Origin of the sequence: Pandoraea commovens (assembly GCF_902459615.1) — a bacterium.
GTDB lineage: Bacteria > Pseudomonadota > Gammaproteobacteria > Burkholderiales > Burkholderiaceae > Pandoraea > Pandoraea commovens.
In genome coordinates, this window is sequence record NZ_CABPSA010000008.1 from 1 (window position 1) to 25,586 (window position 25,586).

At 63.7% G+C, this 25,586-nt stretch carries 21 protein-coding genes and 1 pseudogene; 6 read left to right on the plus strand and 16 right to left on the minus strand.

Going from position 1 to position 25,586, the window contains the following annotated elements; genetic code table 11:
* Positions 1-240: 240 nt before the first annotated feature.
* The 12 genes and pseudogenes from aac(6') to PCO31010_RS20405 form a co-directional block, all read right to left on the minus strand.
* Positions 241-708: an aminoglycoside 6'-N-acetyltransferase gene (gene aac(6'), locus PCO31010_RS20345; protein ID WP_150665888.1), complete on the minus strand. Its 468-nt coding sequence runs from the start codon at positions 706-708 to the stop codon at positions 241-243.
* A gap of 130 nt (positions 709-838) precedes the next feature.
* Entirely contained in the window at positions 839-1,438 is a 600-nt protein-coding gene (locus PCO31010_RS20350; RefSeq protein ID WP_150665889.1) for a peroxidase-related enzyme, read from the minus strand.
* Positions 1,435-3,431: pseudogene (locus PCO31010_RS20360) on the minus strand (acyl-CoA thioester hydrolase/BAAT C-terminal domain-containing protein). The gene PCO31010_RS20350 and the pseudogene PCO31010_RS20360 overlap by 4 nt, the downstream one beginning before the upstream one ends.
* A 14-nt stretch (positions 3,432-3,445) precedes the next feature.
* Complete coding sequence (locus tag PCO31010_RS20365) at positions 3,446-5,023, minus strand: ABC transporter substrate-binding protein (RefSeq protein WP_150665891.1); 1,578 nt, start codon at positions 5,021-5,023, stop codon at positions 3,446-3,448.
* A 69-nt stretch (positions 5,024-5,092) separates the two neighbouring features.
* On the minus strand, positions 5,093-6,091 hold the full coding sequence (locus PCO31010_RS20370; protein ID WP_150577305.1) for an ABC transporter ATP-binding protein: 999 nt from the start codon (positions 6,089-6,091) through the stop codon (positions 5,093-5,095).
* 68 nt (positions 6,092-6,159) lie between these two features.
* Complete coding sequence (locus tag PCO31010_RS20375; protein ID WP_246184703.1) at positions 6,160-7,170, minus strand: ABC transporter ATP-binding protein; 1,011 nt, start codon at positions 7,168-7,170, stop codon at positions 6,160-6,162.
* A gap of 8 nt (positions 7,171-7,178) precedes the next feature.
* Positions 7,179-8,123, minus strand: coding sequence for an ABC transporter permease (locus PCO31010_RS20380; protein ID WP_150665893.1), 945 nt, complete (start codon positions 8,121-8,123; stop codon positions 7,179-7,181).
* Complete coding sequence (locus tag PCO31010_RS20385; protein WP_039396445.1) at positions 8,123-9,097, minus strand: ABC transporter permease; 975 nt, start codon at positions 9,095-9,097, stop codon at positions 8,123-8,125. The genes PCO31010_RS20380 and PCO31010_RS20385 overlap by 1 nt, the downstream gene beginning before the upstream one ends.
* Complete coding sequence (locus tag PCO31010_RS20390; RefSeq protein ID WP_150665894.1) at positions 9,094-10,602, minus strand: flavin-containing monooxygenase; 1,509 nt, start codon at positions 10,600-10,602, stop codon at positions 9,094-9,096. Before PCO31010_RS20390 ends, PCO31010_RS20385 begins: the two co-directional genes overlap by 4 nt.
* Complete coding sequence (locus PCO31010_RS20395; protein ID WP_150665895.1) at positions 10,599-11,579, minus strand: LysR family transcriptional regulator; 981 nt, start codon at positions 11,577-11,579, stop codon at positions 10,599-10,601. Before PCO31010_RS20395 ends, PCO31010_RS20390 begins: the two co-directional genes overlap by 4 nt.
* 382 nt (positions 11,580-11,961) lie before the next feature.
* Positions 11,962-13,587 carry an exonuclease domain-containing protein gene (locus tag PCO31010_RS20400; RefSeq protein WP_246184704.1) on the minus strand — a complete coding sequence of 542 codons (1,626 nt, stop codon included), beginning with the start codon at positions 13,585-13,587 and terminating at the stop codon, positions 11,962-11,964.
* A gap of 37 nt (positions 13,588-13,624) precedes the next feature.
* Positions 13,625-14,104, minus strand: coding sequence for a DUF2471 family protein (locus tag PCO31010_RS20405; protein ID WP_150665896.1), 480 nt, complete (start codon positions 14,102-14,104; stop codon positions 13,625-13,627).
* A gap of 169 nt (positions 14,105-14,273) precedes the next feature.
* Here PCO31010_RS20405 and PCO31010_RS20410 point away from each other — a divergent pair, with 169 nt between their 5' ends.
* Positions 14,274-14,978 (plus strand): glutathione S-transferase C-terminal domain-containing protein, encoded by a 705-nt coding sequence (locus PCO31010_RS20410; protein WP_150665897.1) that lies wholly within the window; start codon positions 14,274-14,276, stop codon positions 14,976-14,978.
* A gap of 46 nt (positions 14,979-15,024) precedes the next feature.
* On the opposite strand, the gene PCO31010_RS20415 is transcribed toward PCO31010_RS20410, so the two are convergent.
* The gene (locus PCO31010_RS20415) at positions 15,025-16,203 is read right to left on the minus strand and encodes a GGDEF domain-containing protein (RefSeq protein WP_150665898.1); all 1,179 of its coding nucleotides are present in this window, start codon (positions 16,201-16,203) and stop codon (positions 15,025-15,027) included.
* A 134-nt stretch (positions 16,204-16,337) separates the two neighbouring features.
* Here PCO31010_RS20415 and PCO31010_RS20420 point away from each other — a divergent pair, with 134 nt between their 5' ends.
* Entirely contained in the window at positions 16,338-16,916 is a 579-nt protein-coding gene (locus PCO31010_RS20420; RefSeq protein ID WP_150665899.1) for a DUF4019 domain-containing protein, read from the plus strand.
* Positions 16,917-16,937: 21 nt separating this feature from the next.
* Here PCO31010_RS20420 and PCO31010_RS20425 read toward each other — a convergent pair whose 3' ends face one another.
* On the minus strand, positions 16,938-17,576 hold the full coding sequence (locus PCO31010_RS20425) for a GntR family transcriptional regulator (protein ID WP_150665900.1): 639 nt from the start codon (positions 17,574-17,576) through the stop codon (positions 16,938-16,940).
* 812 nt (positions 17,577-18,388) lie between these two features.
* On the opposite strand from PCO31010_RS20425, the gene PCO31010_RS20430 reads away from it, so the two are divergent.
* The gene (locus PCO31010_RS20430) at positions 18,389-19,474 is read left to right on the plus strand and encodes an alpha/beta fold hydrolase (RefSeq protein WP_150665901.1); all 1,086 of its coding nucleotides are present in this window, start codon (positions 18,389-18,391) and stop codon (positions 19,472-19,474) included.
* A gap of 24 nt (positions 19,475-19,498) precedes the next feature.
* On the opposite strand, the gene PCO31010_RS20435 is transcribed toward PCO31010_RS20430, so the two are convergent.
* Both PCO31010_RS20435 and PCO31010_RS20440 read right to left on the minus strand, forming a co-directional pair.
* Positions 19,499-20,080, minus strand: a complete 582-nt coding sequence (locus PCO31010_RS20435) for a GNAT family N-acetyltransferase (protein ID WP_150665902.1) — start codon at positions 20,078-20,080, stop codon at positions 19,499-19,501.
* A complete protein-coding gene (locus PCO31010_RS20440) occupies positions 20,080-20,670 on the minus strand; it encodes a helix-turn-helix domain-containing protein (protein ID WP_150665903.1) in 591 nt (196 codons plus the stop codon). Before PCO31010_RS20440 ends, PCO31010_RS20435 begins: the two co-directional genes overlap by 1 nt.
* A gap of 83 nt (positions 20,671-20,753) precedes the next feature.
* Here PCO31010_RS20440 and PCO31010_RS20445 point away from each other — a divergent pair, with 83 nt between their 5' ends.
* The 3 genes from PCO31010_RS20445 (at position 20,754) to PCO31010_RS20455 (ending at position 25,488) form a co-directional block, all read left to right on the plus strand.
* Positions 20,754-21,272: a GNAT family N-acetyltransferase gene (locus PCO31010_RS20445; protein WP_150665904.1), complete on the plus strand. Its 519-nt coding sequence runs from the start codon at positions 20,754-20,756 to the stop codon at positions 21,270-21,272.
* Positions 21,273-21,835: 563 nt separating this feature from the next.
* Positions 21,836-24,790 (plus strand): xanthine dehydrogenase family protein molybdopterin-binding subunit, encoded by a 2,955-nt coding sequence (locus PCO31010_RS20450; protein ID WP_150666115.1) that lies wholly within the window; start codon positions 21,836-21,838, stop codon positions 24,788-24,790.
* Complete coding sequence (locus PCO31010_RS20455) at positions 24,787-25,488, plus strand: (2Fe-2S)-binding protein (protein WP_150665905.1); 702 nt, start codon at positions 24,787-24,789, stop codon at positions 25,486-25,488. Before PCO31010_RS20450 ends, PCO31010_RS20455 begins: the two co-directional genes overlap by 4 nt.
* Positions 25,489-25,586: the final 98 nt, after the last annotated feature.

Genomic DNA, 25,586 nt, shown 5'->3' on the forward strand with positions numbered 1-25,586 from the left:
CTCCACGCCGATGATAGTGCGGATACCCGTGTGAAAGTAGGTAATCGTCAGGCTCCCCTTAAAAACCCCTTGCTACAGCAGTAGCAAGGGGTTTTTGCTTTGCGTTGACGTCTTTCATTGGCTGCTCGTGCGCCGAATTCGACGGGGCGTCCACCTAAACCGCGCTGAGATAGTCGCGCAAGAGGACGAGGATAGCGGCCTATTCTCTATTAATAATCGACGCAGTTCCCCGTAAGTCGGTCAATTGGGTTGGCAACGTTTCTTGTAGACCACGACCCGTTCCATTTCTGTGAACCCGAGTGCTTGGTGGATCGTATGGGCGTCGGTATTGTTGATGTCCGCATCGGACGCGAACTCCGCACATCCGTGTGACAGGCCCCATTGCTCGGTCGATGCGCACAAGACTCTTGCCACATCCTTACGGCGTGCAGAAGGAACGACATAGATACCCTCAAGGAAAACGACAGGGGATGTGTCGCAACCATTGACGTAGTCGTGCCGTATCGATGCCTCGGCGAATCCGACGGCGTCTCCCGCCGCTGATTCGGCGATGAGCACTAGATGTCGTTCCGGCTGCGACAAAATGCCCTTCGTTTCCTGCTCATGCTCCTCAGCAGTCGCTTGAGGCCATAGCTTTTCCCTCAGCGAACGCCAAGACGTCACGTCTTCCGAGGCGATCCTTTTGATGTTGAACTGTGTGCGTGCCATCGCTTAAGTACCCGTTGATACAAACGACTAAGCGTACACCCACGAGCGACACCCTTTCGCCCAAAACAAAACGCGCTACCCATTGGGCAGCGCGTTTTTTATTTCGACGAAGAACTAACGTACCAGCGTCTTAAACCGCCGCTCCCGTCTCCGGGAACACCGGTTCGCCCAAATTCAGCATCAGACGGTTGGCCCACGCGAAGATGGCGATGGAGTGGATCAGGTCGAGAATCTCGGCATCGGTCAGGCCGACGTCGCGCAATGCCTGCAATTGGGCCGGACGTACATCGCCAGGCGTCTCTGTCAGCGCGATCGAGAACTGCGCAATCGCCTTTTCGCGATCCGTCGTCCCCGCAGTGCGCGGTTCGTCGAACACTTCACGGATGACGTCGTTACGTTTCGCCAGCTGCTCGAATCGCTGCGCATGCACCGATGCGCAATAGACGCATCCATTGATACGCGAGACGACCGTCGTTGACAGCTCGCGCTCAGCGCGCGGCATACCGCCCGGCGCGTACATGATGGCGTTAAACGCCGAAGAACGTTGACGAAGGATCTCGGGTTGATGCACGAGGAAGAGGTAATAATCCGACGTCTTAGCCTTCGGATGACTCTCTTCCAGCACGGCTACCTGCTCTGGCGTCGCCTTATCGAGTTCGACCACGTCGAGCCATGCGTCCCAGTCCAGCGACTCGTTGGTAAATCCATGCGAACGGATGATCTCGCTCATGCCGTCACCTCCTGCGGAGCCAGTTGTTTGAGTGCTTGCAGTCCTGCAACCAGACGCGTCTGATACGACAGGAACGCAATCAGCTGCGCCAGCGCAACGACGGCCGGTGTCGTCAATCCCGCCGCCGGCAGCTTGTGAAGGGCTTCCTTATCCCCCGCTACCGGGTTCTCGATCAGCGTACGTGTGAACGTCAGAATCGCACGCAGACGTGCTTCCGCCACATCATCCGGCGATCCCGACTCTGCGGCCTTCAACTGCGCCGCATCGACATCATGCTTGCTCAACTCGGCGCGATAGTGTGCCGCGAGCGCAGGCGAGGGCGTCAAGCGGCTCGCGTACAGTCCGACGAGCAAGCGCTCCACAAGCGAGATGCCTTCGAGCGCCGGATCGAACAGCCCGTCGTAGCTACCCTGCGTGGCGACGGCCACCTTGTCGCGCGCATGACGCAGCGTATGCGTAGCCGTCCCCTGTGTCAGACCCGCGACGCGGTCGACGAGATCGTTAGCGATGTCGTATTGAGTGTTGACGGTCATGATTGTCCTTGTGAATGAGCGCGCTCGGCCACAGCCTGCGCGAGGAACGCTTGCACCGCGGCCCACGAACGCTCGTCGGCGATCGCATTGGCGTCCGGCTCGCCACCGCCGGTGCTGATCTTGCCTGAGACGGGATGGGCGTACACGAGCTGCGTGGTCGGTACGAACGGGAACACGATGGCGTGCCCCGCCCGGTCGAAATCGAGATGCTTGACGACATGCGGATGCGCATGCGCTGCGAGCCGCTCCGTCACCATCCGCGAATAGAGACTCGACGGCCACGAGCCATCGTCCTCTGCCGACAGCAACATCACCGGTCCGAGAATCTTCTCGACGGGGATGCGCGCCCGCTCGACGGCATTCGCATCGTCAAGCGCGGTCAGCATGGCCCTGGCGTGACGATGGGGCGGCGGGCCTTCGTCGAAGGGCGCCCACGACGCCGTCCGGTTGTTTTCCCAGATGTGCGGCAACGGCTTGCCGTCGAGCAGCCAGGTCGGACCTTCGCGACCGATGGCCGGATCGCAAGCGTTCTGCGCACTGTGGATCAGTGCGCTCGGCACATAACCGATAACAGCCGAAACCGCTTCGGGGAACGTCGCACCGAGCAATAGCACCAGCTCGCCACCCCGCGATTGCCCCGAGAGGGCGACGAAGTCATGGGCCGGGCGCACCGTCCGGCGCAACCAGTCCATACCCTGCTTGAAGTATTCGAGCGGCGTATTGGAGATGTAGTCGGGCAGCCCCGGTCCCTTGAAGTAACCGAGGGCGAATGCCGCATAACCATGCGACGCATACAACGCAGCGCGCGGCTCGTTGATCCCGCCACCGGACCCGTTGAGGATCATGACGGCAGGATGCGGCCCATCACCCGGCGGCAGATACAGCGTGCCGACGAGTCCGTCCTCGCGCACATCGCGTCGCGTCACGCCTTCGGCGGCGAGCCGTTGCGTGAACGATACCGACGAGTGCCGTGAGGTTTGCGCCTGCGCGGATTGTGCGTCGGCAGTGGAGGCAGCCGATGCCGGGGGAGATCCGTCCGCATGTTGCGCTGCCTCGCCCGAGGCCGACGTCGCGTGCGTAGAGCCCATCGACGCCGCGCCATCGACGTCGACTTCCTGCGCAACCACCGTCGTCACCAGCGGTGCGATGACAGGTTGCGGAAAGACGTCGCGACTCTTGCCGTCTTCCGGCACTTGCGACCAGACAAGGCCCATCGCGGACACGCCCTGATAGCTGCCGCTGACGGGGGCATTGCGCGATACGTCGACCGTGCCGTCGGCATCGGCCACGAACGTTGCCTGCGCATGCCACACCACGCCGCCCGCCCGCGCGGTGCGGGCGGTAAGCGTGACCTGAGCGCCGGGCGTCGCGCCGCGCACCACCAGGTGACGCGGCACGTCGATCAGCGCGTCAGCGGGCGTCGCCGTCAGCATGAGAGATGAGGTCATCGATGACGTCATAACGCGTCGACGCCTTACTTCGCGGCCTTGGTCACTTGCATCGCGACGGTGCGATCGCTCGTGAACGGCGTGACCTTCAGGCCCTTACGGGCAGCCCAGATGTTCTGGTAGTGGTACAGCGGGATCGTGCCGACGTCGTCCGTCTCGACCTTCACCGACTGACGCAGGATCGCTTCACGCTTGCCTTCGTCGAACTCGGCCGTCGAGGCGTCGAGCGCCTTGTCGATGGCCGGGTTGCTGTAGTGACCCCAGTTCGAAGCGCCCAGACCCTTCTTTGCGTCGACCGTCGCCAGCACGTTCACGAGCGCGTAGCTCGCTTCGCCCGTGCCGTTACCCCATGCCAGCATCGTCATGGCGTACTCGTTCTTGTTCGCACGGCTCGAATACACGGCCCAGGGCACCACTTCCACTTGCGTCTTCACGCCGATACGCGTCCAGAACTGCGCCACGGCCTGCGCCGTCTCCGGCCCTTGCGGGTAGCGGTCGTTCGGCACGTGCATGGTCAGCTTGAATCCCTCCGGGAAACCCGCTTCGGCCAGCAGCTTCTTGGCTTGCGCGGCATCGAACGGAATGTCCTTCACGTCCGGGTTGTAGCCGAAGGTGTCCTTCGGCATCCACTGGTTGGCCACGCTGGCCGTGCCTTGCATGATGCGCGAGACGATCGCTTCGCGGCTGATGGCGAGCGACAGCGCGCGACGCACACGCACATCGAGCAACGGGTTCTTCGCGAGCGGCTTGCCAGCGTTATCGGTGATGTACTGGTTGGTACCTTCACGGAACGACGGTTGCAGCAGCATTACGCGCAGACCCGGATACGGGTACACCGTCACGTTCGGCGCTTTCTTCAGGCGCGGAATGTCCGACGCCGAGACCTTGTCTATCACGTCGACGTCACCGGCCAGCAGTGCGGCAGTACGTGCCGCACCATTGTTGATGTAGCGATAGTCGACCTTCTCCCACTCCGACTTACCGGCCCAGTAGTTGTCGTTGCGCACCATCTCCACGCGGTCGCCCGGCGTGTACGAGACGTATTTGAACGGGCCGGTGCCGACCATGGCGCGTCCTGCGTTGTAGTCGTCGGTGTTCGACTTCTCGCCCACGTGCTTGCTGACGATGTGCACCGACGCGAGATTGAGCGGCAGGTCCGGGTTCGGGATCTTGGTCTTGACGACCAGCGTGAGCGGGTCCGGTGCGCTCATCGTGTCGATGGTGCGCAGGTAGCCCGCGAAGGTCGCCACGCTGCCCGGCACGTTACGGGCGCGTTGGTACGAGTAGATGACGTCGGCGGCCGTGAACGGCTGACCGTCGTGCCACTTCACGTTCGGACGCAGCTTGAACTCCCACGTCTTCGAGTCGAGCGCTTTCCACGACACGGCGAGGCCCGGCTGGAGCTTGTTCCACTTGTTCTCGACGAGCAGATCCCAGAAATGCAGATCCACCGAGCGGTCACCCGCGTGGTTGTTCAACTGCGGGTCGAGCGACGAGAGCGGGTCGGCAAAGGCGATACGCAGCGTCGAATTGCTTTGCGCGGAGGCCGCTGCGCTCGTCACGAGCAGGGCAGCCGCCAGAGAGGACAACAAGAAGCGTTTCATTATCAATCGATCCTGGTCGTTGGTGATTCGTTAAAGAGAGCTTTCGGTGATCTGTCGGTGATCTGCGGGTCAGTTGTCGTTCAGATGACACGCACTGACGTGATTGATGGCCACCCCGCGCAGCGTCGGCACTTCCGTGCGGCAACGCGGCATGGCGTGCGGACATCGCGGATGAAAGTGACAGCCGCTCGGCGGCGCAATCGGGCTCGGGATTTCGCCGCGAATCGCGGAGAACGTCTTGTGGCGCACATCGATGCGCGGAATCTCGGCGAGCAGCGCCTGCGTGTACGGATGGTTCGGGCGGCGGAAGACTTCTTCGACCGGCGCGCTCTCGACGATGCGTCCGAGGTACATGATCACCACGCGATCCGAGAGATGCTCAACCACGCCGAGGTCATGGCTGATGAACACGTACGTAAGACGCAGTTGCTCGCGCAGGTCCATGAACAGATTCAGAATCTGCGCCTGAATCGAGACGTCGAGCGCGGCGACTGCTTCGTCGCACACGAGCAGATCGGGATTCACCGCCAACGCACGGGCGATGCCGATACGCTGACGCTGTCCGCCGCTGAACTGGTGTGGATAACGATGACGCAGCGCAGGATCGAGACCGGCGCGTTGCAGCTGCGCGCTCACGTAATCGTCGAACCCGGCGCGATCCGTCAGCCCATGCACGAGCGCGCCTTCGCCGACGATGCGGTCGATGCGCAGTCGCGGGTTCAGGCTCGCGTACGGATCCTGAAAGATCATCTGAATCTTCAGACGCGCATCGCGTTGCTCGTCCGCCGACAATGCTTCGGCGGGCCGTCCGTGAATCTGCACTTCGCCCGAAGACGGCTTGAGCAAGCCCGCGAGCATGCGTCCGAGCGTGGATTTGCCGCAGCCCGACTCGCCCACGAGGCCGACCACTTCACCGGGCTTGACGATGAGATCGACGTTATCGACCGCACGCACGACGGCAGGCGGATGCGCGAGACCGGCGCGCTCCAGCAGGCGTCCGGCAGGGCCGACGTGACGCTCACCGAAACGCTTGCTTACTCCGCGCAGCGCCACGATAGGCGCAGGCAGGGTGGCGCTGGGACTGACCGATTTGCCGAAACCGGCGGTGGCCGGCTGACTTTGCGGCAGCGGCGTGTTCATACCATCTCCTTTTGCAGCGCAGCGCCCGGGTGGAAGCAACGCACGAGGCGACCCGGCGACGTCTGCGTCATCTCGGGACGCTCGCCACAGACCGCCGTGGCGTAGGCGCAGCGCGACGCGAAGGCGCATCCCGCTGGCATGTTCATCAGGTTCGGCGTCATGCCGGGGATCTGCCGCAGACGCTGACCACGCTTGTTCAGACTCGGCAAGCTGCCGATGAGGCCTGCGGTGTACGGGTGTTGAGGTGCGTCGAGGACCGCGTCGACCGCGCCCTGTTCGACGATGCGTCCCGCGTACATCACGGCGAGCGTATCGGCCAGACCTGCTACGACCGACAGATCGTGTGTAATCCAGATGAGAGCGGTGCCGTTCTGACGCGCCAGCTTCTGCACTTCGGAGAGGATCTGCGCCTGAATCGTGACGTCGAGCGCCGTGGTCGGTTCGTCCGCAATGATCAGATCCGGACGGTGCAGCATGGCGATGGCAATCGCCACACGTTGGCGCATGCCGCCCGAGAGTTGATGCGGATACGCGCGCAGACGCTCGTCCGGGCTGGGAATGCCCATCATGCCGAGCGTGTCGCGTGCGAGATCGCGCGCCTGCGATTTAGACATCTTCTGATGCGCGCGCACCGCCTCGATCATCTGCACGTCGACGCGCAGCACGGGGTTGAGCGTCATCATCGGGTCCTGAAAGATCATCGCGATGCGATTGCCTTGCAGGTGACGCAATTCGGCGGCCGACATCTTCGTGAGGTCACGCCCCTGGAATAGCACTTCGCCGCCGACGATGCGGCCCGGTGCATCGACCAGTCCCATGATCGAGAAGCCGGTCACCGACTTGCCCGAGCCGGACTCGCCGACGAGCCCCATGATGTGACCCGGCGGCAGCGAGAACGAGACGTCGTCCACGGCGGGAAGCGTACCGGCGCGCGTGATGAATTGCGTGCGCAGGTTGCGCACTTCCAGCGTGAGCGGTGCGCTGGTGGACGAGGGGGAGGAAGTCACTGCGCCGCTCATTTCTGCAACCTTGGATTGAACACGTCGCGCAGGCGGTCGCCCACGAGATTGATGGCGACGACGGTGATCAGCAACGCCAGCCCCGGATACAAGCTGATCCAGTAGTCGCCGGAGAGCATCGTCTGATAGCCGTTGGCGATGAGCAGGCCGAGCGACGGCTCCGTCACCGGCACACCGAGTCCGAGGAACGACAGCGTGGCTTCGAGCGTGATGGCGCGCGCGACTTGCAACGAGCCGACGACGATCAGCGGCGGCAGGCAGTTCGGCAGGATGTGCCCGAGCACGATGCGCCAGTTCGGAATCGCCTGGCAACGCGCGGCTTCGACATACTCGCGACGTGACTCGACCAACGCCTGCCCGCGCGCAGTTCGCGCGAAGTAGGCCCATTCGAGGACGACGAGTGTGAGCACCACATTACCGATGCCCTTGCCCACGTACGCGAGGATCATCAGTGCGACGAGAATCGACGGGAACGACAGCAGCAGGTCGACCAGACGCATGATGAACGCGTCCACGCGACCGCCTGCATAGGCGGCGACCAGACCGAGGATCGTGCCGAGAATCCCGGCGACGAGTGCCGAGCCGATGCCTACGCCCAGGCTGATACGCAGCCCGTAGATGATGCCGGAGAGCAGGTCGCGTCCCTGACCGTCGGTGCCGAGCCAGTAGGTGTAGTGCGCGTCGACATTTTCCGAGCCCGGCGGCAGACGGTTGTCCAGCACGTTGAGCTGCCCCAGATCATACGGATTCTGCGGGGAGATCCACGGGGCGGTCAGCGCGGCGACGATCAGTACCACAAGCACGACGAGACCGAGTACAGCGCTCTTTGAGCGCAGCAGCTCGCGCAGCCCTTGCTGCCAAGGCGATTCGCGACGCACCGGCACCGGCTCGACTGTGAGCGCTGGCGTTGGCGCGTTATTGGGGGATGGGGTCAGCGACATCAGGCAGCGGCCTCCACGCGCACACGCGGATCGAGCCACTTGTAGAGCACGTCCACGATCAGGTTGAGCGATACGAACAGGCACACCACGACGATGAGATACGCCACGATCACAGGGCGGTCGAGCGCGTTGATGCTGTCGAGAATGAGCTTGCCCGCGCCGGGCCATGCGAACACGCTTTCCGTCACGACGGCGAAGGCGATGGTCGAACCGAATTCGAGACCCAGCACCGTCACCAGCGGAATCAGCGTATTACGCAGCACGTGCACGAGCACGACACGCAGCGGCGACAAGCCCTTGGCACGCGCGAATTTCACGTAGTCCTGCGGCAGCACTTCGGACACGCCGGCGCGCGTCAGACGCAACACCAGCGAAATTTTGAACAGCGCCAGATTGAGCGCAGGCAGGATCAGGTGACGAAGCCCGTCGACGGTGAGGAACGACCATTCCACGCCGAACAGGCGCGCCGTCTCGCCGCGACCGCTCGCAGGCAACACGCCCAGATGCACGGAGAAGAACATGATGAGCATCAGGCCGACCCAGAACGTCGGCAGCGAGAAGCCCACGATGCTGCCCGTCATCAGCAGTTTCGAGATCGGGTTGCGCGGGTAGAGACCGGCGAACAGGCCCAGCGGAATGCCGATGAACACCGCGAGGATGAGGGCGGCGAACGCGAGTTCGAGCGTTGCGGGCAGGCGTTGCAGAATCAGTTGGATAGCCGGGACGTTGTAGACGTAGCTATTACCCAACTCGCCGTGCAGCGCACCGGCGATGAACGACAGGTACTGACGCCACAACGGCTGGTCGAGGCCGAGCTGCGCGATGATGCGGGCGCGGTCGATCTGGTCGACGTCCTGACCGATCAGGATGTCGATCGGATTGCCGATTGCGTGCAGACCGACGAACACGATCAGCGTCATCAGCCACACCACTAACACCGCTTGCAATACGCGGCGCAGAATCCATGCGGTCATGATGCGAGACGCTCCTTGTCGGCAGACGCGGTAGCCGTATCAATCACTGCCGCCGGCGGCGGCGCAGGCGTCCATTCGTCGCCGTAGACTTCGGGCTCCTCATACGCCTCCATGTTGGCGTAGTGGTGCTCGACGTCCTCGCGATAGAACGTGCCCGCCAGTCCTTGTGCGAGACGCTTCGCGCCTTCGCTCACGGCCGGGATGTCGCCTGACAGCGCGCCGTGCGAGAGCGTCGCCGGTGCGCAGAAACAATGGATGCGCTCCAGACCCGGGCACGTGCCCGGCGTCTTCTCCTGAAACTCGAACGTCGGGCCGAGGTCCGGTGAATCCGACAGTTCGACGTCTTCATCACCCGCTGCGGGCGTGTAGCGGTCGCTCCACTTGCGCACGAACTTCGAGAAGGCGGCGAACTCGGGGCGACTGTCGATATCGATGCGGAACCCTGTAGCGAAGACGAGGAAGTCAAGCACGAACGTGCCCTTGGCCGTGCGTACGTGCAGTTCGTCGCCCACCGGGGTGACGTCGAGAATCGGTGCACCGAGGTTGAAGCGTGCGTTGTCGTGACGCGAGACGCGCAAGGTGCTGCCGCGCGGCGGCGGCACCTGCTGCACGTTGACGTAGTGACGGATGCGCCACTTCCAGTCGTCCGGCAGATTGACGTGTCCGTGCGTGAGGCCGGGATTGCCTGCGCCCTTGCCCTTGTTGACGCGCGGAATGTCCGCACGGCGAATCAGCATGTCGACGCTGGCGGCACCCGCTTCGAGCGCGGTGGCGGCGCTGTCCATGGCCGAGGCCCCGGCACCGATCACGCCGACGCGCTTGCCGCGCAACGCTGCGTAATCCATCACGTCGGACGAATGCGCGTAGAAGCGGCGCGGCAATTCGCGTGCGAACGCGGGGACGGTCGGGCCACCGAGGCCATCGCGTCCCGTGGCGAGCACCACGTGACGCGCGTAGACCTTGCGATCGCCTTCGGGTGACGTCACCGACAGCTCGACCAGACCGTCTTCACCACGCGGCGTGATGGCGGTAATGCGATGGTCGTTACGCACGTCGATGGCGAGTACGTCGCGGTACCAGCGCAGATAGTCCATCCATTGCAGACGCGGGATTTTGTCGAGAGCGTCCCAGGCGTCGATGCCGAACTGCGCTTCGAACCATGCGCGGAAGGTGAGCGCGGGCAAGCCGAGCGCCGGGCCGGTGAGCTGCTTGGGCGAGCGCAGGGTTTCCATGCGCGCGGTCGTGGCCCACGGACCTTCGAAGCCGCGCGGCGACTGATCGAAGATCACGGCACCCACGCCGAGGTGCGTGAGCGATGTCGCGGCCGCCAGTCCGGCCATGCCGCCGCCGATGATGGCGACGTCGAGTACGGGCTGACTGTTGTACGAGCGCTCGGGTACCCAGCGTTTGGCAGGCAATTCGAGCCAGGCAAGATCCTGACGCAGACGCGCTTCGAGCGCGGACAGGCCGGTGGCGGAGGTCGGGGTGGTCGTGGACAGGGTCATGACGACTGAGCTTCCTTGGGAGCGGGCAAGTCGCCGTAGAGCGACTGCAAGACTTGAGCGTGTTCGGTGGCGGCGCGTTGTACGAAATCGGGCAACAGCGCACGGGCGGCGTCGGCCAGCGCATCGACGAGGGCGAGGGCGGCGGGGGACGGCGCACGGGCGTCGCGCGTGATGACGCCAAAGAAGAACGGGATGTCGGCGTCGATGGGGCGCACAGCGACGTCGGCCAGCGGCAGACCGTAGGCCGTCACCGGTTCGAGAACGGCCACGCCGAGCCCAGCGCGCACGGCGGTCATCGCATTGATCGACGCATTCGTCTCAATGAGACTGGCCGGTGCGACACCTGCTTGTGAGAACGCCTGATCGAGGCGACGGCGCAGACGATACGGATTCTGCATGGTGATGATGCGACGCCCGGCGCACTCGGCCAGCGGAAGACGGTCATGACGGGCCAGCGGGTCGTCGCTGCGCACGGCTGCCACGCAGGCCGATTCGCCGATCCAGTGCACGACGATGCCGCGATGCTCCAGCGGCAGGCTGGTCACGCCGATATCGGCTGCACCGGTCAGCACGGCATGTACGACCTGCTCGGGCGACGTGCTGCGCATCTGAATCTGCTGGGCGTCGTGGGCGAGGCCGGGCAGCGCGAGCGCGGCGGGCAACAGCCCGGCGGCCAGCGCCGAGGTGGCGGCCACGTGCAACGGACGGGTCTGGCCGCGCGCGATCTCGTCGGCGCGGGCGCGAATCTGCTGCAAACCGGCGAGTACGTGCTCGACGTCTTCAAACAGGAGAAAGCCTTGTTCCGTGGGCGTGACGCGGGGGCCGCTGCGCGTGAACAGGGCGTAGCCGATCTCGGCTTCGAGCTCCTGAATCATGCGGGTGATGGCAGGCTGCGAGCGCCCGAGCAGACGCCCGGCTGCAGTGATGCTGCCGGTCGACATGACTGCCGCAAAGGCTTCGAGTTGGCGTAATTCCATCTGGCTCGGTGTGGGGACGAGAACGGGGCGCGTACCCCTACGCGCCCCATCTCCGGTCATCGACGACGCCAGGGCCGTCGATACCGCAACCTGTTGTATTCGGATTGCGTATTCTTCGACCTACAGCATGCGTCTTGCAAATACTTAATATTTATATGCTCATGACCCGAAGTGGAAAGGAGGGTTTTGCCTAGGTGACGCAAGGGGGAAAAGAAATTGAGTGGGCCGGAAGGCCCTGGGAAGCGTCTCGCCGGGTGAGACGACAGCGTGTCGCTTCAGGCGATTGGGCATGCAGAACGTGGGGTTTTTCGTCTCATGGCCTAAGACGAGAGGTGCGTCGGACTTCCGGCGAGGATGCCGCGTATGCGACGCGTGGGGGGAGCTACCGGACGTCGAACGGCAGCCGAAGCTGGTCGGGATCTTCAGGACGCGGCTGACGGCGACGCAAAAGCGCCACACTTCGCGGTTTCTGGGGCGCGGCGTCGGGTTGCTCGACGTGGCTAAGACGAAACGCAGGTCGGGTGAGGTGCAGCACCGTCAATGCGGCGGGTGCCGTGGATTCTGCATCCCGTGAGGCAGCGAGACGTCGACCCAGCAAGCGGTAGATGTCGGGGTCGAAGCCGGTCGCGGCAGGCATGTTGTCGACCAGCGCGTCCAATGCATCGCGCGACGCAACGCTGCCCAGATACTGCCACCGGTCGATGACGTGGTACTCGACGTTGTTGTCGCCATGCTCTTCGATGGCGATAGGGCCGTCGTAGGGCCACGTTTCGAGTCGCAGCGTCGCGAGAGCTTCGCGCGTGCGCGCTGTGTGGACTGACAGCAGCGCGTCGCCCACGCACACGCCGTCGCAACGTTTGACCTGATAGCCGAAGCAAGGACGCCCCTTCGCGACCTTCTCCAACCCCAGTTGTGCACAGCACAGACGATGTTCGTCGGCCAGCGCACGCAATGCGCTCTCTGCACCGTTGCGCGACGAGAACGTGCCGTACAGCGATTCGGCACCGGAAAAGTCCACCGCCTTTGCGCTCACGAGCTGCGGTGTGTCGCTTTCCTGCGTCAACTGCCAACTGTAAAGACTTGCGGAGCGGCGCAGCATCCGGTTGTGCACCGGTTGCAACTGTTTGACCAACTGCGATTCAAGCAACAGCGCACCGAGTTCTCCGACCGTGCGCCGCACTTCGACGCGCCGGATTTCCTGCGAGATGCGCAGATCCTTGGCGACCTGATGATCGCTGGAGAAGTGCGAACGCACGCGCGCACGGACGTCTACGCTCTTGCCGACGTATAACAGCGTGTCGCCTTCGCCATAGAAGAGATAGACGCCAGGACTGGCGGGCAGCGCGTCGATGGCTTCGTCCGGCAATTGCGGCGGCTGGCTCGACCGCTTCGTCACGCGTTGCACCGCTTGTCCGATCAGGTCGGGCGTATAGAGCGTGTGGAGTTTTTGCCAGAACTGCCAGAGCAGGTCGGCGTCGGCCAGAGCGCGGTGACGGCCTTGCGGTGCGAGGCCGAAGCGCGCGATCAGCGCGTCTAGCCCGTGCCGTGCGGCCGACGGAAACAGCAAGCGCGACAGACGCACCGTACACAGGACATCCGCCTGAAAACCGATACCTGCGCGGCGGAATTCGTTCTTGAGAAAGCCGTAATCGAAGCGGGCGTTGTGGGCGACGAACAGCTTGCCGTGCAGACGCTCGGCAAGCCCTTGCGCGAGCGTGTCGAACGAGGGCTGCCCGCGCACCATCTCGTTGGTGATGCCCGTCAGCTTCTGAATGAAGGGCGGGATCGGCTCGGCAGGATCGAGTAGCGTGCTCCACTGTTCGATGCCGTGGGGGCCGACTTCGACCACGCCGATTTCGGTGATGCGATCCTCAAGCGCATTGCCCCCGGTCGTCTCCAGATCGACGAAGACCATCGGTGCGGGCAGCGAACGGGCGAGCGCGTCCGGATCGATCCCTTCAGGCGGGATGAACACGGCATTGGCGTCTTCGACCACGTTCTCGAACACTTGCAGGACCTCGTTTCCGGTGCGTGCTATTCGCCGCTCAGGCCGGACACGCCGAACCACCGGCGGGGGCCGTGGACATCAGCGCCGACGCACCGGCCATGAACGACGAGGTATCAGCCTCGTCTGCCGCCGGTTCGTCGTCCGCGAGCGCGGTGAATGTGGCTACGATGGCGCGAAAGACGGCAGGCGCCGGGGCGTCAGGCCATTGCAGATCGACGGCCGCGTCGAGCGACGGCAACTCGCCATCGCGGCGCAGAGCTTCGTCGCCGGGCAGACGCAGCAGGCGTGCCAGCACCCACGGCTCGTGACGTGCCTGAAGTCCGATATCCGCTTCCGCTTCGTCGGCAATCGCGACCAGCGTACGCCAGTCGAGCGATATTGTGTCGATGTGGATGTCCCCAGGCACGACGGCCGTCAGACGTTGCTGCGCATAGCGCGCGGCGATCTCGCGGACGATGCCCGCAAGGTCGCGTTCGGCGGCGCTCAGCGCCAGTTGATCCCAGTCGATGGTTTCCATGAGATGTTCCTCGATTGGAGGACATCATACTGTATAAAATCACAGTGTGCACAGCACGTATCCGGAGGGTGAACGCAGTGAAGACAGTGAGGGCTGGGGACAGGCTCGTCGCGGCGGTTCCGTCGTGTAATACTCTGCGCCATTCTTCTCGCACAGGAGCACGCCTCCGATGTTGACTCTGTACACCTTCGGCCCGGCATTCGGGCTGCCCGATGCAAGTCCGTTCGTCGTCAAGGCGGAGATGCTGCTCAAGCTCGCCGGGGTGCCGTACCGCACCGACCGTGGTGGCTTTCGGCGCGCGCCGAAGGGCAAGTTGCCCTATATCGAGGACGACGGCGAGATCATCGCGGACTCGACGCTGATCCGGTTGCACATCGAGCAGAAGTACGGGTTCGACTTCGACGCGAGTCTGACGCCCGAGCAGCGAGGTGCGGCGTGGATGTTCGAGAAGGCGCTCGAGGATCACTTCTACTGGTATGTCGTGCAGGCACGCTGGTGCGACGACGAGAACTTCGCCATCGGACCGGCGTCGTTCTTCCGTTCGATTCCGTGGCCGGTGCGTCCTGTCGCGCAGGCGGTGATCCGTCGCAAGATCCGCAACACGCTACATGGGCAGGGCACCGGGCGTTACAAGCCTGAGGAAGCGAGCCGGATATTGGCGCGGGGTTCGCTGGCGGCCGCGCAGATGCTGGGCGACAAGCCCTATTTCTTCGGCGACAAACCGTGTGGTGCCGACGCCACCGCGTTCGCCTTTATCTCAGGCGCGATGTCGCCGGCGTTCCGTATGCCGTTGCGCGATGAGATCGAGCACCATCCGAATCTGACGGCCTACGTCGCGCGTATGCGTGGTGAGTTTTTCCCTGAGCTTGCCTGAGCGGCACCTGAATGGGGCGGGGGCTGCATCGACGGACCCCGCGCCGTCAGCCCGCTTCGGACGCCGTCTCGTCGCTCGGCAGCACGTCGGATAGCACGAGATTGCGCCCGGAAATTTTCGCGGCGTAAAGCGCCCGGTCGGCGCGCATGCACAGGGCTTCGAGGCTTTCGCGTTCGAGCCAAGTCGCCACGCCGCCGCTCAGCGTGTAATGGCAGACCCCGAAGGGGCCCGCCACCAGATGACGGCTCGCCTGCGTGCGAAGCCGCTCCGCAATACGAATCGCTCCCGGTGTGTCGGTGCCCGGCAAGAGCACCGCGAACTCCTCGCCGCCGAGCCGTCCGAAGACGTCGCCCTCGCGCAGACTGTCGCGCACCAGCTTCACGAACTCGCGCAACACCGTGTCGCCACCCGCATGGCCGTGGGTGTCGTTGATCGACTTGAAGTGATCCAGATCGATGACGACGATGGACAGCGGCCAGCCGCGCGCCACCGCCCGCACCATCTCCTGACGCGCGAGCAGATCGAAGTGCTTGCGTGATAGCGCGCCCGTCAGATAGTCGCGGTTGGCGGCTTCTTCGGCCGTGGCGAGCATCGCATCGTGAATCATCAGCACGGCGCCCATCGTCATCGCGGGCATCACGATGGTGCCGATGGTCAGCATGATGGTGTTGAACAGCGTCGGCGCGAACACGTCCGGACCGGGCGCGGGCGTCCATCCGAAGATCGCGCCCCGCACGATGTGTGCCACGGCAAACGCGGCTGCCATAGCGGCCGTCAGCCAGTAGTTATAACGATGACGGCGCGGTGGCACGTGACGCAGGATCATCACCGACACGGCAAGCAGCCAGATCGCGTGATACGCCGAGACGATCACCACGCGTAGCTGCGGATTGTCGATACCGTAGTAGAAGAAGAGGATTGCCGCCGCGAGTATGCCGAGCGAGGCTCCCAGCGCGTGCCAGTGCGGCCGCTGGCCGAGAAAGCGCGCGCATCCGGCGAAGTAGAGCAGCAAGCCGCCCGCCAGCGTCAGGTTCGCGACGGGGATCGACAGGAAATCGGGAACGACGCCGCGCAGTGCAAACAGCGGTAGCGCGACGAGAACGGCGACATTGGCGAGCGACCATTCCCGAACACCGGCCACGCGCGAGCGTAGCAGGGAACCCACGATCAGCAACATCATGAAGCTGAGCAGTGAGGTGATCGCGAGCAGGGACGTCGTCAACATGGCAATGGCCAATGCGTGGGGGCTGACATGTGTTGAGCATTGTAATGTACGCCGCGACGCGCGTTACATTCCATTAAGGGCGACGCCAGTAGAATGACCGGGTTAGTCATTTCTGCTTCGAGGAATTTTCGTCCATGCCGACGACCCGATTCAACGTATCCCGTCCTTCCCTCCTTTCCCTCGTTTCCCGCCACCGCGTGGTGATTCGCGCGACCGCGCTTGTCCTCGGTGTGTCCGCCGGACTCAGCGCAGTTTCGGTGCACGCGCAGCAGGAGCCGATGCGACGCCGTGCCGCGCAACCACCGTTATTCTCCACGCCAGCGAGCGGTGCCGAGGCAGGCACCGCGCCGGCGGCCGACATCAATCGCGACGTGCGCCCGGCGCTCGAAGCGGCCAACCTGTGGTTGGGGCTTGCCGACATCAACCGTGGGCAACAGAGCTGGGATCAGGCCGCGCCGGTGTTTCAGCGGGCGATTTCGGCCGAGGACTGGACCGCGAATCTGCAAGCCGCCCGTGGGCCGTTGGGGAAAGTGAAGTCACGCAAGACGCTGGACGCGGTCTTTACCCGCACGCTGCCCGGGCAGCCGGATGGGGAGTACGTTGTGATTCAGTACGGGACGGTGTTCGAGCACAAAGCCGAAGCGCATGAGATGGTCACGATGGTCTTCGGTCTGGACGGTCGCTGGCGCGTCGCTGGCTATCTGGTGCGTTGAGTTCAGCGACTGAGCCACTACTCAGCGCGGCAGCGCTGGCTCGACGATGTCCATCGTCGTCTCGACGTGGGTGCGGGCGATCTGCTCGGCAAGCGCTTCGTCATGTGCGCGCAGGGCCGCGACCAGTTCGCGGTGCTGCTGATTGGTGGCGCGCAGTTGCTCGTCCGAGAACATGACGGGCACGCGCAGCGCCCAGTAATAGAACTGCGTACGTTCGTGAAACTGCGCGATCACGACGTTATCTGCCGCCTTCACGATCAGGTCGTGGAATTCCGTATTGAGACGATTGAGCGCCAGACGCGGCAGATTGGCCGTCGGCTCCATCTGTTCGATGAGGGCATCGAGCGCGTCGCACATCTCGGGCGAGATTTTGCGGGCCGCCAGCCGGGCGGTCTCGGATTCGATGGCGATGCGGCTCTCGAAGATGGCGCGCACGGGCAGATGATCGGCCCCCTGGACTTCCCAGCCGCGGTTGCGGGCGATAAAGCCTTCACCTTGCAGGATCAGCAACGCTTCGCGCACAGGCGTGCGGCCAACGCCCAGCAATTGAATCAGATCGTCCTCGATGAGGCGCTGCCCCGGCTTGAGCTCCGAAGCGAGAATCATTCCGCGGATCTTGCTCCGCACTTCACCGGTAATCAGGTTGCTGGGCGCTTTCATCTGATGCTTGTGTCTTCCCTAGAGCCGGCGCGTGCGCCGTGTACTTCGACTTCGGTGAGCGTTGCCGGTCTCGCCGGACCGCTCATGCATGAGGCTGCATGATGTAGGTGTCATGCATGCATCCGGGCGCGTCGTGCGCCCCATCCCCCATGCCGCTGCGGATTTTACCGAGTTTCTTTCCGCACCCCGAAAACCATTCCCAAAAGGTCAAAGTCATGCCGGTTATGGGCGACAGGCATGACGCCGGTCCGGTTTTGCACAATTCTTTTGGTTTCCGAAGCGAGGACTCGCTTATACGCACGTTTGAAGCGTCGGAAAAATACCATAACGCCAGACGTAGCGGGGGTTCGCGCTTACTCACTTGTGGTGTGAGCGCCCACCGTCATAGCGTTGCGGGTGCCGAAACATGCGAGGCGCAGTCGCTTTGGAAAATTGCTAAAGATGTGAAGCAAGCGCCTCGAATAACCCCTCAAAAATGATGGGTATTCGGCAGCCGGTTCGTCCGGGCTTCCGTCCGCGTTTGCCCGTTTTCGTCTGTATTTCCCAGCATGCGGGATCTGGCCGACGCCGCATGCGCTCGATCAGCGAGCAATGACGGCGATTTGTTTGTGAAAACGGGCAAATGAGAGTAATTCAGGGTGATTGTTGGTGGAATCGGTGCAAACCCCGCCGAACATGCGGGTGCCCGATTGCCCTTGACCCCGCCTGTCGCACCACGCCAGCGCTGCCCTTCGGGAAATGGCGTCGCATGGCAGAATCGACGCAGCCGCATTCGTCTTCTTCGTTTTCCTGTCTCGTTGACTCATCGACTCATGCCCTCATCGCTTTCCCAGTGCATGCACCGCCTGTCGCGTCTGTCGCGATATGCCGTTGCGACCCTGCGCGCCGGTGCGCTCGTCAGTTTCGTTTCGCTCGTCGCAACGAGTGGGGCGAGTGCTGCGAGTCCGGACAGCAACGCCGGTCCCGCTTACGGTCCGGAATTGCAGGGCTTCGACTATCCGTATCCGGTCAACCGCTTCGACTTCACGTCGCAGCGCACGCCGCTGCACATGGCCTATCTCGACGTGAAGCCGTCGCAGCCGAATGGCCGGACCGTCGTGCTGCTGCATGGCAAGAACTTCTGCGCTGCGACCTGGCAGGAGACGATCGACACGCTGTCGGGCGCAGGCTATCGCGTCATCGCGCCGGATCAGATCGGCTTCTGCAAATCGAGCAAGCCCGCGCAGTACCAGTACAGCTTCCAGCAACTGGCGAACAATACGCATGCGTTGCTCGCGTCGCTAGGTATCAAGACGGCGACCATCGTCGGCCATTCCACCGGCGGCATGCTGGCTGCGCGCTACGCGCTGATGTACCCGGGCGAGACGCAGCAACTGGTGCTCGTCAATCCGATCGGTTTGGAAGACTGGAAAGCGCTGGGCGTGCCGTCGAAGACGGTAGACGAGTGGTTCGACCGCGAGTTGCGCACGAGCGCACCGGGCATCCGTCGCTATGAACAGGCGACGTACTACGCCGGGCAATGGAGCGAGCGCTACGAGCCGTGGGTGCAGATGCTCGCGGGCATGTATCGCGGCCCGGGCAAGCGCATCGTCGCATGGAATTCGGCGTTGCTCTACGACATGATCTATACGCAGCCGGTCGTGTACGAACTCGGACAGATTCGCGTGCCGACGTTGCTGATGATCGGCGACAAGGACACCACCGCCATCGGCAAGGATTTTTCGCCGCCCGAGGTGCAGGCGCGCATCGGGCACTACGCCGAGCTGGCCAAAACCACGCATGCCCGCATTCCCGGTTCCACGCTCGTCGAATTCCCCGATCTGGGGCACGCCCCGCAGATGCAAGACCCGGCGGCGTTCCACAAGGCACTGCTCGCCGGGCTGGCGGCGCTGCACTGATCGACGCGTAACTGGCGGGCGGCGTCAGAGGTGCTTGTAATAGAACGTAGTTGCGCAGAAGCCGCCGTCAGGCATGAGAGCGAACTTCGGCACGTCGCCCGCGCGCTGCCAGCCGCTGCGCTGGTAAAGACGCTCGGCATCGCCGCCGGTGACGGTGTCGAGCACCAACACGTGGCGCTCAAAGGCACGTGCGACGTCGTCCAACGCTGCCATCAGTTGCGCCGCCACGCCCTGGCGTCGTGCCGAACGGTGCACTAGCATCTTGGCGACGTCGGCGCGGTGCGGCTGATTCTCAGGCAGATCGAGGATCAGTTGCACCGTCCCCACGATGACGCCGTCGTCTTGCTCACCGGGCGCACCGTGTGCTTTGTGACGCGCCACGAGCAAGACCCGTTCTCCACGGTCGACGCTTGCTGCCACCTTGCGCCAGAACGCGGTCGCGCGCTCACGCGTGAGCGGCAACATGAAGCTCACCGACGCGCCGCCTTCGACGCAATCGATCAGCACGTCGGTCAGCGCATCGACGGCGGCCAGCGCCCGATTGCCATCGAGTCGTTCGATAACGAGACTTGCAGGAAGGGGGAGCGGGGCGGCGTCGTTGGACATCAGGGCGTTCTCCGGGGAGCGACGAACGGCAGCGTCACGAGCCCGACGAGATAGCGGGCGGTGGCTGACGTAGGGTTGTGAAAGCCGATCGGTTGATCGAGACGCATCGCAAGGCAATCGCCGGTATCGAGTCGCCACGTGGTGTCGCCGAGCGTGATTTCGATGGTGCCGTCGACGACCCAGATCTGCTGCCAGACTTCGTTGTCCCGCGTGCCGGTGTCGTAAGCGACACGCTCGCCCGGCGGGAACTGCACTTCCACGAACTGGAGCGGCGACGGTTGCGCTGGCGAAAGATTGCGTCTCACATAGCCGGAATCCGGATCGGTCCAAACCGGCTGGTCCGCATGACGGGCGAGCGGCGAGGGCGGCGCGTCGTCCTGCGACTGATCGTCGAAGAGCGATGCCAGCGTGACGTCGAGCGCAGTGGCGAGCTTGTCCAGCACGTTGGCGGTGGGGCTCGTTTGTGCACGCTCGATGAGCGAGATGCTTGAGCGACTCACGCCGCTGCGCTCAGCCAGCGTATCGAGGGAATAGCCGCGCTCGCTGCGCAGATCGCGCACCCGACGGGCAATGCGTTCGTTAATATCCATGCTGTCCAGTTTACTGGAAATTAATTTCTAGTAAAATGGATGTCACTTGATGCGTTGCCCACCTTGCTTGCAGGACCACTGACATGACTTCCCCGACGCCGCTCACGCCGCTGACAATACGCGACGCCCTCGATGCCGATCTTCCGGTGATTCGCGACATCTACAACGACGCCGTCGAGCACACGACGGCCATCTGGAACGAGATCCTGGTGGATCTGGACAATCGTCGTGAGTGGCTGGCTGCGCGTCTGAAGCGCGGGTATCCGGTGATCGTCGCCGAGCGCGACGGCAAGACGGTCGGCTATGCATCGTTCGGCGACTGGAGAGCGTTCGACGGCTATCGTCATACCGTCGAACATTCGATCTATATCGACAAGAACGCGCGCGGCGGCGGCATCGGCGAGGCACTCATGCGTGCACTGATCGAGCGCGCCCGTGCCCTCGACATCCACGTGATGATTGCGGCTATCGAAGCGCAGAACGCACCGTCGATTCGTCTGCATGAGAAGCTGGGCTTTCGGATGGTCGGCACCTTCAGCGAAGTGGGCACGAAGTTCGGCCGCTGGCTCGATCTGACGTGCATGGAATTGCGCATCGCCTGAGAAAAAAATCTGCACCGCACCATCGATTCAATGCCGCTGTGTCCCGTCGGATATAGCGGCATTTCTCATTGGGCATAGGCAACATCACGCCAAGCAAATATCGCCCGTACGCGCCCGTCGCACGGTGTTCCGTACGTTGCGAAGCGCAGGCGTTCTCATGCAGCGCGTCATGTCCAATCTTGTCAATCTCAGAGGTGGCGTGTAGCCTTGGAGCGTCCGGTGTCACTCATGAAGCGTGTTCTTATAGAACTTCACGAGCGCATCACGGCACGCGAATGTCACGCATTGTGAACATGCATCGTGGGTCAGCGGCGTCGTGTTTTTCGTCGTGACCGCGTGAATCGTTGCAGTGCCGTTTTGTCGTTCGGGAGTTGCAGGGCCGCAATCGTGATCGTGGCACGTCCCCCCAAAACAAGACGGACGGAACGCATATGCCGCGCCTGCCAAGAAAACACTGTCCGACAGCGGCTGTGTCGAGCGATGACGCTCGTCATGACGCTGCTTCCGCAACACCCCAAACACTCCCGAATTCCGCCAATCCCGAAGCGTCTGCTGGCTTCGCGATGACGCGTCGCGGCTTTCTCAAGGCGTCGGTCGTTGCGGGCATCTCCGTGTACATCGCGCCGATGGGAAGTCGCGCGTTCGCGGCGCTCTTCGAGGACAAGAACCTCACGCCTGTGGCGTGGGACGCCGCGAAGGGACAAGCCAAATTCCGTATCGACGGTACGGCCAAAGTCACCGGCAGCAAGATCTTCGCGCGTGACGTACGCGCACGCGACATGCCGGGCTGGCCCGCGCAGCAGGCGCATGCGTTCGTGCTGCGCACGACGCTCGCCGACCGTCCGTATCTCGGCTTCGATCTCTCGCGTCTGGACGACGGTCTGCAACCCGACCGCGTGGTGACGGCGGAGGATCTCGCCCGCGACGGCGTCGCGTTCCCCGAGTTCTACGGCGACGACATGCTGCTGCCTGTCGGCAAGACGCCCGCGTATCTCGGCCACGCGGTCGCGATCCTCATCTATCGCGACTTCGCGCGTTTTCGCTTCGCCAAAGACAAACTCAAGTTCCACGACGAAATCATTCGCTACGGCGACGTCACGGGGCCGCTGGAGCGCGACCCGTGGGGCAGCTTCCGCTACGTGCGCGTAGGCGGCAAGACCGCGTATGACGATGACGTCTACTCCAGTCTCAAGGACGCGCCGATCTTCCCGAGCATGATGCGCAAGCACTTGCCGGTGTGGCCCGACGGTAACGATCACGGCAAGCTCGACGAGCAGGGCATGGCGTACGCGGGCAAGATCGGCGAATCGCTCGCGCACCCGCCGGGGAACTGGCTGGTGATGTCGCGCGAGTACCGCACGCAGTCCGTCGACACGGCGGCGCTCGAACCCGATAACGCCAACTGCTGGTACGACGCCGCCACGCAAACGCTGCACATGGTGGTGCCCACGCAGTCGCCGTCCGAAGTCGCGGAGAACGCCGCAGCGATGGCCGCAAAGGGGCATTTCCCCGTGAAGCGGTTGATTGTCTATCCGTGCTACACGGTGGGCTACGGCTCGAAGGACCACTACAACATGCCGTTCTACGGGCTGGCTGCTGCGATGTACGGCGACGGCCTGCCGGTGCGCCTCGCCAACGATCGCTATGAGCAGTTCCAGACGTCGCTCAAGCGTCACGCTTTCACGATGCGCTATCGCATCGGCGTCGACAAAGAGAGCGGCATGCTGCAAGCGTTCACGGCCGACATGGAGTGCAACGGCGGCGGACGCATGAACTTCTCGCCGTCGGTGGCGATGGTGGGCGCGACGGCGGCCCAGTCGATTTACTACTTCCCGCAGAGCGATCTGGCGAGCGTGGCGATTGCGTCGCGCGCCATCGACGCGGGGTCGGCGCGTGGCTACGGCACGTTGCAGTCGATGGCCGCGACCGAAATGATGATCGACGAGATGGCGGCGCAACTCGGCGTCGACCCGATCGACTTCCGTCTCAAGAATGCGCTGCGCTCGGGCATGAAAAACACGCAGGGCGCGATTCCTGCGGGCGCTGTGCGCGTGGACGAAGTGCTCGCCCGTGCGAAGACGCATCCCTTGTGGACGCAGCGCGACAAGAAAAAGGCCGAGTACGAAGCGGCGCATCCGGGCCGTCGCTACGGCGTGGGTTTCGCTTGCGTGCAGAAGGACTTCGGCACGGGCGCGGAGACGTCGTTCGCGCGCGTGGAGTTCGACGAAACCGGCAAGATTTCGCTGCATCACACGGCGGCCGAAATTGGCACGGGTACGTCCACGTCGCAGGCCGTGGCCGTGGCGAAATGGCTCGGCATGCCCGCCACCGAGGTGCATATCGCCATCACCGACTGGCCCGAATTGCCGGTGGTGACCAGCGGCGATCCGTATCTGATGTCGCAGGCCGATCAGGACAAACTCGCGGCCAATCCGCGTTGGTCGCCGGGGTATGCGTCGCCGTCGAGCGCGACGAACTCGGCGTTCTACTTCACGCACAGCACGCGCGAAGCGGCGCGTCTGTTGTTCCTGCAAGGGCTGTGGCCAGCGGCGCTGTCGATCTGGCGTCGCGGACTGGGTGGCGGGCAGGCCGCGCCGCTCGTCGTGCGTGCGGAAGATGCTCGCTGGGTCGACGGCAAGCTCTCGGCCGCCGGACTCGAAGCGTTGCCGCTCGGCATGCTGGCGAAGACGGCCTATGAGCAGGGCTTTGTGACGGGCGCGACGGTGCACGTCTTCAACCGCTGGCAGTGGGCCGAAGCGGACTGGGATCTGGGGGATGGCGTGACGCAGCGTCTGCCGGTGGACGGTATCGCCCTGCGTTTCGGCAAGGGCGGGGCCAACCCGGCGGCTGCCGCTGCGCAAGCGCCTGCCACACAGGCTCCGGCTACCAAGAGCGCGCTTCGCAGCGCGCCCTTCGGAAATGCGCCAGCGAAGTCGGCGTCACCAAAGGGCGCGCCGCAGCCAAACGCCGCAGCGGGGCAGCAAGTGGCCGCCCCCGTGCCCGCGACCGGCTATCGCACGATGGACCGCAAGCGCGTGTATTACCCGCCGGTGCAGCGCAACAATGCGGCCGTCACGTATTACAGCGCCGTGGGCACGCTGGTGGAGCTGTCGGTACACGAAGCGTCGGGCAAGGTCGAATTGCTCACGCACCACTCCATCATGGAGTGCGGCAATCAGATCTCGCCGCAACTCGTTTCAGGCCAGTTGCAGGGCGGTCTGGCAATGGGCATCGGTCATGCCCTTCACGAGTATCTGCCGTTGTATGAAGACGGCCCCGGCAATGGCACGTGGAACTTCAATCGCTATCACCTGCCGCGCGCGGTGGACGTCGCCGTGTGGACGCAGACAGGTGAAGTCCTGCCCCCGATCTCCGAGACGGACGTGCCCAAGGGCATAGCCGAAGTCGTGATGATCCCCGTGGTGGGTGCGATTGTGAACGGCCTCGCACACGCGATCGGCCATCGATTTACAGAGTTGCCGGTGACGCCGGAGAAAATCCAGGAGGTACTGGCATGACGGATACGAGTAGCGCACCGCAGGCCGCGTCGAATGCGAACGCGGATGCAGGTGCCCAAGCCCCAATGAACAACGCCAGCGCGGCGAGTGCCGCTGCCGCAGCGGCACCGGTCGCTCCCGTCGCATCGCCAGCGTCCGCCAACGGGAAGAAGCCGTGGGAGACGCTGCCCGTCACGGTCAAGGTCAACGGCGAGTCGCACGGCCCGATGGACGTGCCTGCCGGTCTCATGATGATCGACTTCCTGCACGAGACGCTGGGCCTGACCGGCTCGCGTCTGGGCTGCGGGCAGGGCATTTGCCACGCCTGCGTGGTGATCGTCGATCACGCCGACGGCACCAGCGAAACGGTGCGCACCTGCATTACCGGCGCGAACTATTTCGACGGCAAGACCGTACGTACGGTGGAAGGCCACGCGACACGCGACACCGACGGCAAGGTCACGCTCGCCCCCATCCAGCAGGCATTCCTCGATCACTTCAGCTTTCAGTGCGGCTACTGCACGCCGGGCTTCGTGAACGCGGCAACGGTGCTGATCGAGCGACTCAAGCGCAACCCGATTGCGCGCGCCGATCTGGAAGCCGCGATCACCGAAGGGCTGAACGATCAGATCTGCCGGTGCACGGGCTATGTGCGCTATTACGAGGCCGTGCGCGACGTCGTGCTGAGGACGCCCGGTTGCATCAAGGACTCGAAGTGAGGGGCGCGAAATGAGGGAAACTGCCATGCACCTGACGCGGGTCGCCCGATGGAGCGTTCGCGCGGCGTGTCTCGCCGCCGTGATGCTCGTGAGCGCGT

What these genes read in the sequence shown, in the direction of transcription:
- PCO31010_RS20350 (WP_150665889.1), bottom strand. Translation starts at nt 1,438, where the DNA reads ATGAGCGAGATCATCCGTTCGCATGGATTTACCAACGAGTCGCTGGAC.
- PCO31010_RS20365 (WP_150665891.1), bottom strand. Translation starts at nt 5,023, where the DNA reads ATGAAACGCTTCTTGTTGTCCTCTCTGGCGGCTGCCCTGCTCGTGACG.
- PCO31010_RS20380 (WP_150665893.1), bottom strand. Translation starts at nt 8,123, where the DNA reads ATGTCGCTGACCCCATCCCCCAATAACGCGCCAACGCCAGCGCTCACA.
- PCO31010_RS20385 (WP_039396445.1), bottom strand. Translation starts at nt 9,097, where the DNA reads ATGACCGCATGGATTCTGCGCCGCGTATTGCAAGCGGTGTTAGTGGTG.
- PCO31010_RS20390 (WP_150665894.1), bottom strand. Translation starts at nt 10,602, where the DNA reads ATGACCCTGTCCACGACCACCCCGACCTCCGCCACCGGCCTGTCCGCG.
- PCO31010_RS20395 (WP_150665895.1), bottom strand. Translation starts at nt 11,579, where the DNA reads ATGGAATTACGCCAACTCGAAGCCTTTGCGGCAGTCATGTCGACCGGC.
- PCO31010_RS20405 (WP_150665896.1), bottom strand. Translation starts at nt 14,104, where the DNA reads ATGGAAACCATCGACTGGGATCAACTGGCGCTGAGCGCCGCCGAACGC.
- PCO31010_RS20410 (WP_150665897.1), top strand. Translation starts at nt 14,274, where the DNA reads ATGTTGACTCTGTACACCTTCGGCCCGGCATTCGGGCTGCCCGATGCA.
- PCO31010_RS20415 (WP_150665898.1), bottom strand. Translation starts at nt 16,203, where the DNA reads ATGTTGACGACGTCCCTGCTCGCGATCACCTCACTGCTCAGCTTCATG.
- PCO31010_RS20420 (WP_150665899.1), top strand. Translation starts at nt 16,338, where the DNA reads ATGCCGACGACCCGATTCAACGTATCCCGTCCTTCCCTCCTTTCCCTC.
- PCO31010_RS20425 (WP_150665900.1), bottom strand. Translation starts at nt 17,576, where the DNA reads ATGAAAGCGCCCAGCAACCTGATTACCGGTGAAGTGCGGAGCAAGATC.
- PCO31010_RS20430 (WP_150665901.1), top strand. Translation starts at nt 18,389, where the DNA reads ATGCCCTCATCGCTTTCCCAGTGCATGCACCGCCTGTCGCGTCTGTCG.
- PCO31010_RS20435 (WP_150665902.1), bottom strand. Translation starts at nt 20,080, where the DNA reads ATGTCCAACGACGCCGCCCCGCTCCCCCTTCCTGCAAGTCTCGTTATC.
- PCO31010_RS20440 (WP_150665903.1), bottom strand. Translation starts at nt 20,670, where the DNA reads ATGGATATTAACGAACGCATTGCCCGTCGGGTGCGCGATCTGCGCAGC.
- PCO31010_RS20445 (WP_150665904.1), top strand. Translation starts at nt 20,754, where the DNA reads ATGACTTCCCCGACGCCGCTCACGCCGCTGACAATACGCGACGCCCTC.
- PCO31010_RS20450 (WP_150666115.1), top strand. Translation starts at nt 21,836, where the DNA reads ATGACGCGTCGCGGCTTTCTCAAGGCGTCGGTCGTTGCGGGCATCTCC.
- PCO31010_RS20455 (WP_150665905.1), top strand. Translation starts at nt 24,787, where the DNA reads ATGACGGATACGAGTAGCGCACCGCAGGCCGCGTCGAATGCGAACGCG.